This is a genomic window from Catenulispora pinistramenti, from assembly GCF_018274385.1.
In the GTDB taxonomy this organism is placed as follows: Bacteria; Actinomycetota; Actinomycetes; order Streptomycetales; family Catenulisporaceae; genus Catenulispora; species Catenulispora pinistramenti.
Window position 1 is genome coordinate 39292 of the sequence record NZ_JAAFYZ010000007.1, and the last position, 14268, is coordinate 53559.

Here is a 14268-nt window from a genome sequence, read left to right on the forward strand (position 1 = left end):
ATTTTCTACCAATCCTCTACCAATCGGCTGCCGCATCGGCTGCCATATCGGCTGCCGAGCGGATCAGAACCCGCCGACACCGTTCGGCGTGCCCAGGCCGGTCGGGCCGTCCCAGCCCGCGCGGGCGTGGCACAGCTGGGTCGGCGAGCACGTGCCGTTGGAGCCGGTCGTGACGTCGAAGAAGGTGCTCGCGGAGTCGTGGGTGTAGGGGTAGTTGTTGTTGATGCCGGCGGCGTTGCCGGCCAGGGCGTACACCGAGGCGATGATCGGCGAGGCCACCGAGGTGCCGCCGTAGACCTGCCAGCCGCTGCTGCCGTTGTACGGGGTCGTGTCGTAGACCGCGACGCCGGTCGACGGGTCGGCCACGGCCGAGACGTCGGCCACGGCACGCCGGGCGCAGCCGGTGCCGTAGCTGGCCTGGCCGCTGAGCGCCGGGTTGTAGGCCGAGCAGCCGGAGCCGGCACCGGACCACGCGGATTCGGTCCAGCCGCGCGTGTTCGAGGCCCGGGTCAGCGAGGTGCCGCCGACCGCGGTGACGTAGCGCGAGGACGCCGGGAACTCCACGCCGTAGCCGCCGTCACCGGAACTGGCGGTGATCATGATGCCGGGGTGGTTGTAGTACGGGGCCGAGGTGTCGGACAGGTCGCCGCCGCCGTAGCTGTTGGATATCGTGCTGGCGTGCAGCGCCGCCGCCTCGTTCACCGCCGCGCCCAGGTTGGCGTACGAGGCCGAGGTGGCCTCGACCAACAGGATGTGGCACTTGGGGCAGGTCGCCGAGACCATGTCCAGGTCCAGCGAGATCTCGGTGGCCCAGCCGGCGTCGGTCGGCGGGTAGCTCGTGCCGCCGGTCTGGTTCACCTTCTTGAAGCAGCCGTTGGCCGTGGTGCACGCCGGCAGGCCGTACTGCGCCCGGTACACGCCGAGGTCGGCCTCGGCGGTCGGGTCGTTGTTGGAGTCGACGATCGCCACGGTCTGGCCCGTGCCCTTGGTGCTCGAGGGCAGCTTGTACGCGGACTGGAGATCGGACGGTCCGTAGCCGGACGGCACGTTCGGGTGGACACCGGGCGCGGCGTGCCCGACCACGAACATCGGGTGCGCGTAGGTGGTGGCCGCGAGTGAGGCGTTCGCGGCGGCGAACGTCGGCACGGCCGCGGCCAGGAGAAGCGCGGCGAGCATGGAGAGCAGGAGCCTGATACGAGCTGTCACTGAAATCCTCCGAGAGGCGGATCTGTGGGGAGAGACCGGGCTGGTGGCCGGGCCGCGGTGCAGTGTGACGAGTTCGAAGCGGGCCGCGGACGGACCGCGGAGCTGGGTGCGCTCCGGCGGGGAGTCCGACACCGGTGTCGGCTGTCCGGCGGCGAGGTCTGGGTCCGCACCTTCGGCATCGCTTCCGTTTTCCGGCACGCCGGCAGACCAGCGGGCCAGCGGACTCACGATGCTTTCCGGGCGAACCGGAGGGAACCGTCAGCGGACCGACGGTGATGTGGGGATACGCCACCCCGACGGAGACCGGCCGGGCCCGCTCCGGTCGTCACCGGAGCCGGCGCCCAGCCGGCAAGCGTCGCAGGGTTCGTATTTAAGCGGAACGTAGCAGCGCAGACTCAGAGGGTCAATGGCCGGGTCAATGGCATGAGTCGCGACGACCGGCGTCAGCACTCCCCCGGGAATCCGTGGGAAGACTCAGGGCCAGATCGAAGCCGGCTTCCACACCCGCAGTCCCGAGACGGTCGCCCGGCCGCCGTCAGCGAAGACGTCCAGGCCGGTGCTCGCCGGATCCGGGAAGATCTGCGTGGTCAGCACCCGGGCACCGTCGGTCAGCGACACCGGGGCCGACTCGACCGACGCGAACGCGGGGTCGAAGCCGACGCACTCCACCAACGTCCCCAAGGGGGCCTTGAGATAAGCCTCGGCGAGATCCTGCGACGGGGGACGGACGCGCGCGATGGCGTGGGTGGTCTCGGGGCCGACACTTCCGCGAGATCGCCGGGCGCTGCGGCCGGTACCGGCTCAGCTGCCTCCGCAGATGGTGAGGACCGTTTTGGCGTCGGCCAGCGCGGTCGACGGGTCCGGGTTCTGCCCGTTCGCCGCCTGGCTCAGGATGCTCTGCATGTCGTCGGCGACCTTGTTCATGGCCTGCGCGGCATCCTGGTTCTGGGTCATGGTCGCCGCGGTCCGCAGCTGGCCCATGTCCGTGGTGACCTTTGTGACGACGTCCTGCGGGTTGGTGCCGATCTCGGACTGGGCCTGCTCCGCGTCGGCGATAGCGGTCTGCGCCTGGGCGCAACCAGCGTCGCTGCTGCCCGTACCGCCCGTACCGCCCGACGTGCCACCGGAACCGCCGGTGGTGCTGCCGAGCAGGCCGGCCGTACTGCCATGCGCGGAGCCACCGACTGTGCCCGAGCTCGAACAGCCCGCGAGGAGCAGCGCGGCGCACACGACACCGGCGAGCGCGGGAGTACGAGAACTAATGGACATGGGTCAACCCCCTGATGCGACGAGAGACACTTCTAGAACCTTGTTGGCGGTCTTCTGGCCGGTGGTGTGCTTGCGGGGCCATGCCCGCGGGCCAACAGCCACGACGAAGGTTAGAGCCCAGCCGTCAGGACCGGTCCTCTCGCGGGGAGAACCGGGGTGATACCGGATCGTGGCGTCGTGGCTGATCTGCCTGCCGGCGATACGGATCGCGATCGCTATCCGACCCCACGCAGCAACGAATCCACCACGAGGTCGGCAGCCGGACCCGGCTCGATATCGGTGAACACGTGGGCCATGTCGTCGACCATGCCGCCCAACAGCGCCATCGCCCACCCGGGCGGCAGGCCCTGCCTGATCAACCCTTCGTCAGCGGCTCGGCGGAGAAACGCCGCCAGCCGAGCGCGCTGCTCCTCGGCCCGGCGCTCGGCCTCGGGGTCGTCCTTCATCATCCGCCGGATGTCCAGCGGCCAGCGCCGGCTGACCGGGATGATCGCCTCGACGTAGCCGTGCAGCGCGATCGCCACCGGCGCCTCCGTCAGGCGCGCCGCGTCCAGGACCGCCTGGGAGGCGTCGAGCTTGGCCGTGTAGACGGCGGAAAGCAGCGCTTCCCGGTTCGCGAACCGGCGATAGACGGTGCGCCGGTCGACTCCGGCCGCCGCGGCGATCGCGGCCATGGTCGTCGCCGGGTTCTGCGCGAGCAGCCGCGCCCCCGTCTGAAGGACCGCGTCCAGGTTCTGGGCTGCGTCGGCTCTCATAACGACACACTAGCATCGCGCTTGTTGCATTAAGTGTCACATCGACGTAGCGTTTACGGCATGAGCGAGACACGGCATGAGTGAGACATGGTTCGTCGCCGGCGCCGCCGGAGGCCTCGGACGGCACCTGGTCGGTGCCGCCCTGGCAGCCGGGCACGACGTCCTGGCCGCCGATATCGATGCCGACGGACTCTGCGAACTCAAGGCGGTCGAACTCAAGGCGGTCGCGGCCACCGGCAGCCTCACTGGACGCCCCACTGGACGCCTGGTCACCACCGAGCTCGACCTGACCGACCGCCTCGCCGTCGATCAGGCGGTGCGACAGGCCGGCACCGCGTTCGGCGGGCTCGACGTGGTGATCAACAGTGCCGGCCACCGCGGAGTCGGGTCCGTCGAGGACATGGACGAGCAGGAGTGGCGCCGCACGATCGAGACCAACTTGTACGGCAGCATCCACTTGGTCCGCGCGGCATTGCCGATTCTTCGTCCGCGCCGCCGTGGACACTTCGTGCAGATCTCCACGATCGGCGGACGGCGGGCGCAGCCCGGGCTGGCCGCGTACCAGACGGCGGCCTGGGCGGTCGGAGGGTTCTTCGAGATCCTGGCCCGCGAGCTCGCCCCGATCGGGATTCACGCGACCGTGCTGGAGCCGGGAGGCATCCGCACGGCAAGGGCGGACCAGCCGCTGCCGACCGGCGGCTGGCACCACGAGTACGAGCCGACCGTCGGGCGCTTCGCCCGGACCTACCAGCGCAACCCGGATGTGCAGCGCGGCGACCCGGCGAAGATCGCCGAAGCCGTCCTGCGCCTGACCGCCGAGCCCGACCCGCCGACCCGGCTGCCGCTCGGGTCGGACGCGGTGTGGCTGGCACCGCAGATCGCGGCAGCACGAGCAGCCCAGGACGCCGCGTGGCGCGACCTGAGTCTGTCCACCGACCGCGACGGGCTGCCCGACTTCACCACTACAGAGGTCGCCCACATGGTCCGCCCGGACCAGCCATGAAACCGGCTACAACCCCCACGCACAGCCGGCTACCGCTCCCCGCACAACAGGACAGGAAGAAGACAGCATCGTGATAGTGCGCGACAAGCTCTACCTCGGCGGTCTGTGGACCGACCCGAGCGACCCCACCCCGCTCGCCATCCGCTCCCCCCACGACCAGTCACCGGTCGGCCAGTCCGTCCAGGCCCGGCTGGCCGACGTCGACCGCGCGGTCGCGGCGGCACGCACGGCCTTCGATCAGGGACCCTGGTCACACACGACACCCCAGCAGCGCCAAGACCTCATCGCGCGCCTCAACCAGCTCCGCGAGGCACGCTCCGATGAGATCGCGGCACTGATCACCCGGGAGCGCGGCAATCCGCTGTGGTTCAACCGGGCGGGCCAGGGCGGACTGACACGGCAGGCCCTGGGCTATCTCAAGGGGGCCCGAGAGTTCGGCTGGGAGGAGACACTCCCGTCCTCCGTGCCAGACGCCGCCTTCCGCAGCGTGGTACGCCGCGAGGCCATCGGAGTCGTGGCCGCGGTCATCCCGTGGAACTCGCCGTTCTCGGCGGCGCTGGCGAAGATGATCCCGGCGCTGCTGGCGGGCAACACCGTGGTCCTGAAGGCTTCGCCGGAGAACTCCCTGAGCATCATGCTGCTGGCAGACATCTTCGACCAGGTGGGGCTACCGGAGGGGGTCGTCAGCATCCTGCCGGCCGACAGGGAGACCAGCGAATACCTGGTCGCACATCCCGGCGTCGACAAGGTGTCGTTCACCGGCTCGACCGGCGCGGGCCGCTCCATCGCCGCCGTCGCCGGCCGGCAGCTCAAGCGGGTCAGCCTGGAACTCGGCGGCAAGTCCGCGGCGATCATCCTGCCCGACGCGGACCTGAACGAGGCCGTGCCCGCCTTGCGGTACTCCGCGCTGGCGAACAACGGCGAGGCGTGCGTCGCACAGACCCGCGTGCTGGCACCGCGCAGCCGCTACGACGAAGTGGTCACCGCCCTCAAAAACCTGCTGGAAGGCCTGAAAGTCGGCGACCCGTCCGAGGAAGACACCTTCATCGGCCCGCTGGTCCGCGCCGAACAGCAAGAGCGCGTACGGTCCTACATCCGCCTCGGCATCGAGGAGGGCGCCCGCCTGGTCACCGGCGGACCCGAGTCCCCGGCCGGCCTGGAACAGGGCAACTACATCAAGCCGACCCTGTTCGCCGACGTCGACAACACCATGCGCATCGCCCGCGAAGAGATCTTCGGCCCGGTCCTGGTCGTGATCCCCTACGAGGACGAAGACGACGCCGTCCGCATCGCCAACGACTCCGAATACGGCCTCAGCGGCGGCGTATGGACCGCCGACGCAGAGCACGGTCTACGAATCGCCCGCCGGATCCGCACCGGCACCTTCACCGTCAACACCGCACCCATCGGCTTCGACGGCCCGTTCGGCGGCTACAAGACCAGCGGCATCGGACGCGAATATGGAGCCGTCGGCCTGGCTGAGTACGTCGAGCACAAGACGATCACGGTCCCGGCCTGAGTGCCCTTGAAGCCAGTTGGCGGACATCGTGGCCCGCCTGTCCCGCGACCCAGACCCGGCAGTCCGCGAAGAGGTTGCCCATCGCGCCGACGTCGACCCGACCGTACTCACCGGGCTGGCCCGAGACCCCGACCCGGAGGTGCGAGAGCGCGTCGCCGGCCGCCCGGGCCTCGACCCGACGCTTCTCGCCGATCTGGCCCGGGACCCGGACGAAGCGGTCCGGGCCCGGGCACTGTCGCGCCCGCGCACAATCGCCAAAGCCCAGCGTCAGCAGATCGACCAGGCCGCCGGCCGCACCGCTGATGAGATCGGCCGGCCCGACGAAGCCGCCGGCGACTTGGACGCGGACTGGCTCGCCGCGTGCGCCGTATCAGAGCAACCGCTGATGCGCCGGGTCGCAGCGATCAACTCCAGCGCGCTGCCGCCCGGCCTCGTCTACCGCCTGACACAGGACCCTGATCCGCACGTCCGTCACCTGCTGGCCTAAAACCACCCAGCCGCACCGGCCGAGCTCTTGCTGCAAGCCTTCATCGCCGGACCCAGCCAACGCAGATTTCTCCTCACATTCCCGGCATTCCCCCGCACCGGCCTGGCCGGCCTGCTGAAGTCCCCTGAGCGACCACGGCCTGAGCTCCGCCGGGCACGGCAACCCGGCCAGGATTAGAGCCCTGATCCCATCGCCGACTCTCGGCTGCCAGCTACCGATTCTCGCCTCCCGGCTACCGTCCCCGCGGATGGACCAGCCCCGAATCGTAGGCCGCGACCGCAGCCTGCAGCCGGTCCCGAAGGCCCAGCTTGGCCAGGATGTTCTGCACGTGGGTCTTCACGGTGGATTCGGCCAGGTGCAACGCGACGCCGATCTCAGCGTTCGACAGGCCCCGGGCGACCAACAGCAGCACGTCCACTTCGCGCACCGACAGCCGCGCTCGCAGGTCGGCGCCGTCAGCACGGTCGGCACCGTCGGCGCCGTCCTCGTGGCCGGCCGCCATGCGTTCCAGCACGCGCCGGGTGACCGCGGGCGCCAGGATGGCCTCGCCCGCGGCGACCACGCGGACCGCCTCCAGGAGTTGGTCGGCGGTGGCGTCTTTGAGCAGGAAGCCCGAGGCTCCGGCGCGCAGGGCCTGTGCGACGTAGTCATCGAGGTGGAATGTGGTGAGCATCAGGATCCTGGTCGGGTGCGGTCCGGGGCCCGAGCACAGGGAGCGGGCCGCGGCGACGCCGTCCAGGCGGGGCATGCGGATGTCCATCAGCGCGACGTCCGGGCGCAGGCGGCGGACCGCCTCGACCGCCTCGGCGCCGTCGGCGGCCTCGCCCACGACCTCCATGCCCGGCTCGGACTCGATGATGGCGCGCAGGCCGGAGCGGATCAGGCGCTGGTCATCGGCGATCAGGACGCTGATGGTCATCGGGCTTCCTCCTCGGGCAGCGGGATGACCGCCCGCACCTGGAATCCGCGGCGCGGGCCGGGGCCGACGCGCAGGGTGCCGCCGTAGATGGCGACCCGCTCGCGCATCCCGACGATGCCGTGGGCGGCGCCGGATGCGGGCGCGGTCGGCCCCCGGCCGTCGTCGAGCACTGACACCAGCACCGATCCGGCGCCGGGCTCGACGGCGACGACGGCCCGCACGCCGGGGCCTGCGTGCTTGAGCACGTTGGTCAGCGATTCCTGGACGATCCGGTACACCGCCAGCCCCACCCCGGGCGGCAGCTCGGCCGACGGGGCGTCCAGACTGACCCGCAGCCCACCGTCCTGGAACCGCGCCACCAGCTCCCCCAGGTCCCCCAGCCCCGGCTGCGGGCTCATCTCGGGCTCGGCGTCCGGGCGCAGGACGGCCAGCACCCGCCGCATCTCCGCCAACGCCTCACGGCCCGTCGCCGAAATCGTCGCCAGGAAGGGCGGCACCGCGTCCGGGTTCGTCCGCACCGACCGGGTCGCCGCCTCGGCCTGCACGGTGATCAGGCTGATCGAATGGCCGACCACATCGTGCAGCTCCCGGGCGATCCGCAACCGTTCCTCGGCCACAGCCCGCGCCGCCCGCTCGCCCTCCTCCGCCTCCAGCCGGGCCGCCCGCGCCACCAGTTCGGCGACATAGGCGCGCCGGGTACGCAGCGCATAACCGAGGATCCACGCCGACGCGACGGCCAGTCCGACGCTGTTGAGCCCGCTGCCCCGCGCATCCGGCGCCAGGTTCGCCGCGGAGAGCGCCAGCGCGGTGGCCGCCACCATGGCCGCGCTCGCCACCGGGAACCGTGCACGCCCCGCGTGCTCTGTGCGCTCGACGTCGCAGCGACCATGCCTGCTGCCCCAGTACATCGCCACGGCGTAGGCCGCGAAGAACGTGCCGACAACCGCGCCGCCGGCCGGGTACCCGCCGACAATCAGCAGCAGGGCGACCGCCGTCGTCCCGGCCAGCGCCGGCACCGGCGCGCGCCGCCTGGCCAGCAGGATCAGGCCCTGCACCACCGCCAACGCCGGGATCGCGGGGTGCGGCAGCCAGGAGGCCAGTGTGTCGGTCGCGCCCAGGCCGGTGGCCGCGGCTGCCAGGACGCAGACGAGCCAGTCCATGCCGGCCTGGCGTCCTGTGCCCGTGGTCACGAAGTCCATCATGCCCGCGTCGCCCCCGGCCGGCTTGTCAGGCGTCGTGATGCCGCAGCCACAGCGCTGCGAGCGTCCCGAGGCCGGCGGGCCAGAGTACGAGCAGGGCCCAGGCCGGGCCGGCGGTGAGCAGGCCGGTGGTGTGGGAGTGCCATACGGTCTCGCCGAGGTTGGACGGCAGGTAGGGCACGGTGTATCGCCACAGGGCCGTGTGCGGCAGTTCGTCGACCGTCACCGGCAGCATCAGGAAGAGGGCGAAGACGCTGGTCATGGCCACGGCCGTGCCGCGGGCCAGGACGCCGAGGAAGACGCCGCACAGCCCGGTGGCCGTCAGGTAGGCCACCGCGCCGAGGAGGTGCCCGAGCACGCCGGGGTCGCCGATGTGCACGGTGGGCACGTGGCCGCTGAGCAGGCCCTGTCCGACGAAGAACGCAGCGAAGCAGACCACTGATGACGCCGGCAAAGCGAGCGCCCCCAACAAAGCAGCCTTGGCCGCGAGAACCAGGCCGCGCTGCGGTGTCGCGGCGAAGGTGGTGCGGATCAGGCCATTGCCGTACTCGCTGGTGACGACCAGGGCGCCGAGGACGCCGAAGAAGAGGACGCCGATCCGCAGGAAGCCGAAGTTGACCGTCAGCGGGTCGAACGTGTTCCGGTCGGCGGCGCTGACGTCCTTCCAGTGCCCGGCGTAGTCGGAGCAGACCAAGGCGGCCAGGCCGACACAGAACACGGCCGCGACGACCAGCGTGACGGGCAGGGACCGCAGCGAGCGCAGCTTGATCCACTCGGCGGCGAGCACGGCCCGTGCCCGGCGCGTGCGCGAGACCGTCCGGGCCGGTGGCGGCAGAGTCGCAAGGGAGGCAGACGAGGACATCAGACGTCCCTCCTTCGGATTGTGAAGAACGCCGCCGCCGCGGTGGCTGCCGCGTAGGCGGTGAAGAGGGCGAAGCCCGGCCAGGCGCCGAGGCTGTGGCCGCTGTGGACGAGGTGCCAGATCTGGAAGCCGGCTCCGGCCGGCGAGTACTCGCTGACGAGCGCCCCGGTGTTGCCGGGAAGCAGGGCGAGGACCACCGGCAGCACCATCATGACGCCGACCAACGCGGCCAGGGCGGCGGCCGTCCGGCGCAGCAGCGCCCCGAGGAACATCCCGAACAGCCCGACCCCGGCGAGATACAGGCCGCCGCCGAAGACCGCGGTCGGTACGCCCGGATCGCCGAGGCCGACAGGCGGCACCGGCGCGGTGAGGAAGCTCCGGCCGACGAAGAATGCGACGAAAGACAGCCCCGTGCACCACACCCCCACGACGGTGGTGAAGATCAGGGCCTTCATCGCCAGCACCTGACCGCGCTGCGGGGTCGCGATGAAGGTGGTGCGGATCAGGCCGCTGGTGTATTCGCCGGTCACGGTGAGGACGCCGAGTGCGCCGACGAGCAGCTGCGTCACGATGACGCCCCGCAGAGTGAGGTCCCCGGGATCGAAGGATGCCCGGTCGGCGGCGGTGTAGCTGCTGTGATAGCCGGCACTGACCATCCAGGCGCCCAGCACCATGGCCAGAAGAGTCGCGGCCAGGACCACGGGCCCCGACCGGACCGAGCGGAGCTTGATCCATTCGCTACCGGCGGTGGCGCGGAGCCTGGTGGCGACGGAGGCAGTGGATACGGCGCCTGGCCCCGTCCCAGGCAGGCGGCAGGCGGCTGCTGTCGCCGCTGCGGCTGCGGCCGTGCTCGCGCGGCCGGTCACGCCGACACCGCTTCCGGCTTCGGCACCGCTTTCGACGTCGGTCCCGCTTCCAACGCCGACACCGGGGTCCGGTACTCGACGCTCTCGCCGGTGAGCCGGAAGTACGCCTGCTCCAGCGACGCGGTCACGTCATGCAGCTGGTGCAGCACGTGCCCGCGTGCGGCGGCCAGCTCGCCGATCCCGACCGAGCCCATCCCGGTGACCGCCAGCGTGCCGTCGGATTCCACCGCGACCCGCGCACCGACCGCGCGCAGATCCGCGGTCAGCCGCCGCGGATCGGCGGCCCGCACCTCGACCCGCTCGGCGGAATGCCGCGCGATCAGCTCGGACAGCGGGGTGTCGGCGAGCAGTCTGCCGCGGCCGATGACCAGCAGGTGATCGGCGGTCAGCGCCATCTCGCTCATCAGGTGGCTGGAGACCAGCACGGTGCGGCCCTCGGCGGCCAATGACCGCATCAGGGTACGGATCCACAGAATGCCGTCCGGGTCCAGCCCGTTGACCGGCTCGTCGAACAGCATCGTCCCCGGATTCCCCAGCAGCACACCGGCGATCCCCAGCCGCTGCGCCATCCCCAGCGAGAACCCGCCGACCCGCTTGTGCGCCACCGATGTCAGCCCCACCTGCTCCAACACGACGTCCACGCGCGCCCGGCCGATGCCGTTGGCGGCGGCCAGACTGTGCAGGTGGTTGTACGCCGAGCGGCCTGGATGCACCGCGCGCGCGTCCAGCAACGCGCCGACATCGTGCAACGGCCACACCTTGCCCCGGTAGTCCCGGCCGTCGACGGTGACGGTCCCGGCCGTGGGCAGATCCAGGCCGAGGATCATCCGCATGGTGGTCGACTTGCCGGCCCCGTTGGGCCCCAGGAAGCCGGTGACCGACCCGGGACGAACCTGGAAGTCGATGCCGTCCACCGCGGTCTTGCCGCCGTAGCGCTTGGTCAGTGCCTTCGCCTCGATCATGAGGACCTCTTGCTGCTCATGACCTCGACGCTAGGGACCCGACCTTCGCCGTCGCCTCGTCCGCAGGGCGGAATCCGGCGGCCGGAAGCCGAAAACCTCCTCCTTGAGACGGAGCCGGCCGGGTGTGGCCGGCGCCCGCTTGGCGAGCGCCGGCCACACCCGGGTCAAGGTGCTGTCCGTTTCAAGCCGGCGTCAGTTCTGGGCCAGCTTGCCGACGGAGTACAGCTCGTCGACGTCACCGGTGGTGAAGAAGCTCCACGGGACGTTGACGTAGCCGTTGTCGCCCCAGCTGGCGCCCCAGCTGTTCTCGATGGTGACGCCCTGGTCGGTGTAGCCGATCACGGCGACCTCGTGGCCCCCGACGACGGGGTCGGAGCTGTCGTCGCCGGGCGTGTAGCTGTAGTCCGACGCCGCCTGGCCGCTGAGGTCCATGAAGCTCTGCCGGACGTTGAACCCGATCGAGACCGGCAGGCCCTGGGATATCGAGTCCTTGATGGCCTGCTCGGAGCCGTCGCCGACCGGCAGGGTCTGGTAGCCGGAGAGCTTGTAGTGCGCGGCGTTGGCGATCTCGTTGGCGTCGGGCTGGGTGGTGTAGTCGAAGTCGCCCTGGTAGTAGTCGGCCTTGGTGTCGATGCCCTGCTGCTGCTCCATGCCGAGGGCGACGTCGCCGGTGGTGCCCTGGTCGTTGCCCTGGGCGATCTGGGCGTAGATGTACATCGGCGCCATCGGGTCACCGGTGATGCCCTGCTCGTTCATCAGGATCCCGTAGGAGCTGTAGCCGGTGGCCCAGGTGACGCAGGAACCGACCTGGCCCTGGTCGCCCGGGGACAGCGCGTACTGCTGCAGGCTGGCGCTGTCCGGGGCGTCGGCCGACAGGCCGGCCGCCGCGCGCAGGCCGCGCAGGGACGTGGAGTACGTGGCGCGGGTGGCCAGGCCCGCACGCTCGGCGGCCCGGGCCTGGGCGATGTTCAGCCCGGTCGCGTAGTGGTGGTGGCGCTGCCCGGCGGCCTGGGCGGCCTGGGCGGCGGAGGCCGGTGCGGCCGCGACAGCGGTCAGCGCGGCGGCCGCGACGAACGCCGCGGCTATGCCGGCGGTCTTTGCGTGGTTCATGGTGACTCCTTGCGTTGCGAGACGGTGGCATGACTCTGATACGCCGGATTCGGCCGACGCGGCCCGCAGCTCCCGCACCACTATCAGGACTCTGATCAATTCTTGACATCACAAGCCCAAGTCGGCACCCGGGTTCCCGGAACCGACCGGTGCCGCCACAGCCCGAAACGGCCCGGGACAGCCCGGTCGCGGCAGGCGCGGTGGCGCTAGGTGGTGCCAGGTGGACGTGCGAGCCCTGGGACGTGACCGCTCAAGGCCGAAGCCGAGAGCCGGAATCCAGGTGATGACGGTTACGCCAGCGCGGCGCGACCCGATGCCCCCGTTCGCGTCGGCGGTCGGCTGCGGTCCGGCGTCGATCGACTACGAGGGCTCGTACTACCGAGGAAACGTAGCAAGCCCCTGTGACCCGCGTCAGCCTGCGAGTCGGTAAAGGCTTCGCAAAGGCGTCATACGATGCCGCGCAGTAGTCGCCTGCGCCATATCGCTCGATCCCGATCGCGAAGCACGATCAGTCGTTCAACTCCTGTGATCAGATATGCACGTTTCGGGTGCAGTGCTGGCGGTATCGCGCATAACGTGCCGACGAAGCCCTACAGGGGCACTCGGGTGATCGGGATACGCAGCTGGAAGGAGGCACCGCCTCCGGGAGCGTTGGCCACGGTCAGCTCGGCTTGGTGCGAGCGCGCGATCTGCTGCGCCATCGCCAAGCCCAACCCGGAGCCGGGCAGCGCCCGCGCCGACGCGGATCGATAGAAGCGGTCGAATACGTGAGGAAGGTCCTCCGGGGCGATACCGGGGCCGTGATCGCGCACCGTCAGCTCCGCCGTCTCGCCGTCGGCCCCGGCCACGACGCCGAGTGCCACCTCGACCCGGCCGGCCGGCGGGCTGTACTTCGCGGCGTTGCCCAGGAGGTTGTCGACCAGCCGCGCCAGCCGCTGAGGCACCCCGCGCACCAGGATGCCGTGCCCGCCGCCCGCAGCAGGATCCGCGGCGGGATCGGCAGCCGCATCTGTGAGCGGGTCCGTGAACGCCAACTCGGGCCAGTGGTCCCGGGCCGCCTCCACCCGGCCGTGTACCAGCCGATCCAGCGCGAAGACCTCGACCAGGGCGTCGGGCTCCTCGGTGCGGGCCAGTTCGATCAGATCGTTGACGAGGCCGGTGATCTCCCTGGCCTGCCGGTCGACGGCCCGGGCCGCCCGGGCCGTCTGCCGCGGCGTCAGGCGCTCCGCGTCGATCAGCAGTTCCGCGTTGGTGCGCAGGGCCGTGAGCGGTGTCCGCAGTTCGTGGGACGCGTCGGCGACGAGCCTGCGGCGCGCGTCGACCGATTCCTCCAACTCCGCGAGCATGGTGTTGAAGCTCGCGGCCAGCCGCGCCGGCTCGTCCGGCCGCCAGCGGCGCCCCGCGGCCCCGGCGGCGGCACCGGACGGCGTCTGGATGCGCAGGCTCGCGTCACCGGTCGCGGCGATGCGTTCGGCCACGGCGGTCAGCCTTGCCACCGGGCGCAACGAGCCGCGGGCGACCAGGTAGCCCAGCAGCGCGGCCAGCAGCATGCCGCCCGCGCAGACCGCGGCCATCAGCCAGGCCGCCTGCCGCACCCCCGTCCGTACGGTGTCCGACCTGGCCGCCACCTGTACGGCAGTGCCGGGGGCGTAGGAGACCGTGTACATCCTGACGGGGAACCCGTCCAGGGTGATGTCGCTGTAGTACGCGCGGTGTTCGCCTGCCGCAACCTCGCGGGTGCGCGGCCCGACCGGCAGGACGTATCCCCGCGCCGGGTCTTGGGCCGGGGAGGCGGAGACGAGTTGGGAACAGGCCGGTGCCGCCAGATATCGGCACTCGCCGGAGATCACTTGAGGCGCTTGGTTCTTCGACTGCTGGGCCGCGAACGTGGCATCCTGCCCGAGCTGGATGTCGAACTGTCGCTCAAGCTCGTGGCGCACCACCACGAACGCGGCAGTGCTGCACGCCAGCGCGACGAGGGCGACCGCTAACCCGCTGGCCACGGCCAGCCGCGTACGCAGCGGAAGCAAGCGCAGCCAGCGCACCGGGAGTAGCAGTCTGCGCACCGGGAGCGAGAGCAGCCTGCGCAAGCCGCGGCCGCGGGGTGCGGA

General features: G+C 71.1%; 14 protein-coding genes. 3 read left to right on the top strand and 11 right to left on the bottom strand.

Features of this window, described 5'->3' with window-relative positions:
* Positions 1-63: 63 nt before the first annotated feature.
* The 4 genes from KGQ19_RS03230 to KGQ19_RS03245 form a co-directional block, all read right to left on the bottom strand.
* The gene (locus KGQ19_RS03230) at positions 64-1206 is read right to left on the bottom strand and encodes a S53 family peptidase (RefSeq protein ID WP_212007527.1); all 1143 of its coding nucleotides are present in this window, start codon (positions 1204-1206) and stop codon (positions 64-66) included.
* Positions 1207-1680: 474 nt separating this feature from the next.
* Positions 1681-1887: a GH32 C-terminal domain-containing protein gene (locus KGQ19_RS03235; RefSeq protein ID WP_212007528.1), complete on the bottom strand. Its 207-nt coding sequence runs from the start codon at positions 1885-1887 to the stop codon at positions 1681-1683.
* A gap of 120 nt (positions 1888-2007) precedes the next feature.
* The gene (locus KGQ19_RS03240; RefSeq protein ID WP_212007529.1) at positions 2008-2475 is read right to left on the bottom strand and encodes a hypothetical protein; all 468 of its coding nucleotides are present in this window, start codon (positions 2473-2475) and stop codon (positions 2008-2010) included.
* Positions 2476-2690: 215 nt separating this feature from the next.
* Positions 2691-3230 (bottom strand): TetR/AcrR family transcriptional regulator, encoded by a 540-nt coding sequence (locus tag KGQ19_RS03245; protein WP_212007530.1) that lies wholly within the window; start codon positions 3228-3230, stop codon positions 2691-2693.
* 76 nt (positions 3231-3306) lie between these two features.
* Between KGQ19_RS03245 and KGQ19_RS03250 the strand changes: the two genes are divergently transcribed.
* The 3 genes from KGQ19_RS03250 to KGQ19_RS03260 all read left to right on the top strand — a co-directional run bounded on the left by KGQ19_RS03250 (position 3307) and on the right by KGQ19_RS03260 (position 6239).
* Positions 3307-4233 carry an SDR family NAD(P)-dependent oxidoreductase gene (locus KGQ19_RS03250; RefSeq protein ID WP_212007531.1) on the top strand — a complete coding sequence of 309 codons (927 nt, stop codon included), beginning with the start codon at positions 3307-3309 and terminating at the stop codon, positions 4231-4233.
* Positions 4234-4303: 70 nt separating this feature from the next.
* On the top strand, positions 4304-5752 hold the full coding sequence (locus tag KGQ19_RS03255) for an aldehyde dehydrogenase (RefSeq protein WP_307856335.1): 1449 nt from the start codon (positions 4304-4306) through the stop codon (positions 5750-5752).
* A gap of 16 nt (positions 5753-5768) precedes the next feature.
* Entirely contained in the window at positions 5769-6239 is a 471-nt protein-coding gene (locus KGQ19_RS03260; RefSeq protein WP_212007532.1) for a hypothetical protein, read from the top strand.
* A 232-nt stretch (positions 6240-6471) separates the two neighbouring features.
* Here KGQ19_RS03260 and KGQ19_RS03265 read toward each other — a convergent pair whose 3' ends face one another.
* The 7 genes from KGQ19_RS03265 to KGQ19_RS51665 form a co-directional block, all read right to left on the bottom strand.
* Complete coding sequence (locus KGQ19_RS03265) at positions 6472-7158, bottom strand: response regulator (protein ID WP_212007533.1); 687 nt, start codon at positions 7156-7158, stop codon at positions 6472-6474.
* A complete protein-coding gene (locus KGQ19_RS03270; RefSeq protein ID WP_212007534.1) occupies positions 7155-8348 on the bottom strand; it encodes a sensor histidine kinase in 1194 nt (397 codons plus the stop codon). The genes KGQ19_RS03265 and KGQ19_RS03270 overlap by 4 nt, the downstream gene beginning before the upstream one ends.
* Positions 8349-8385: 37 nt before the next feature.
* On the bottom strand, positions 8386-9219 hold the full coding sequence (locus KGQ19_RS03275; RefSeq protein ID WP_212007535.1) for an ABC transporter permease: 834 nt from the start codon (positions 9217-9219) through the stop codon (positions 8386-8388).
* The gene (locus KGQ19_RS03280) at positions 9219-9893 is read right to left on the bottom strand and encodes an ABC transporter permease (RefSeq protein WP_212007536.1); all 675 of its coding nucleotides are present in this window, start codon (positions 9891-9893) and stop codon (positions 9219-9221) included. Before KGQ19_RS03280 ends, KGQ19_RS03275 begins: the two co-directional genes overlap by 1 nt.
* A gap of 188 nt (positions 9894-10081) precedes the next feature.
* Complete coding sequence (locus tag KGQ19_RS03285) at positions 10082-11047, bottom strand: ABC transporter ATP-binding protein (protein ID WP_212007537.1); 966 nt, start codon at positions 11045-11047, stop codon at positions 10082-10084.
* A gap of 192 nt (positions 11048-11239) precedes the next feature.
* Complete coding sequence (locus tag KGQ19_RS03290; RefSeq protein ID WP_212007538.1) at positions 11240-12157, bottom strand: C1 family peptidase; 918 nt, start codon at positions 12155-12157, stop codon at positions 11240-11242.
* 590 nt (positions 12158-12747) lie between these two features.
* The gene (locus KGQ19_RS51665) at positions 12748-14223 is read right to left on the bottom strand and encodes a sensor histidine kinase (protein ID WP_368862047.1); all 1476 of its coding nucleotides are present in this window, start codon (positions 14221-14223) and stop codon (positions 12748-12750) included.
* Between the last annotated feature and the right edge of the window lie 45 nt (positions 14224-14268).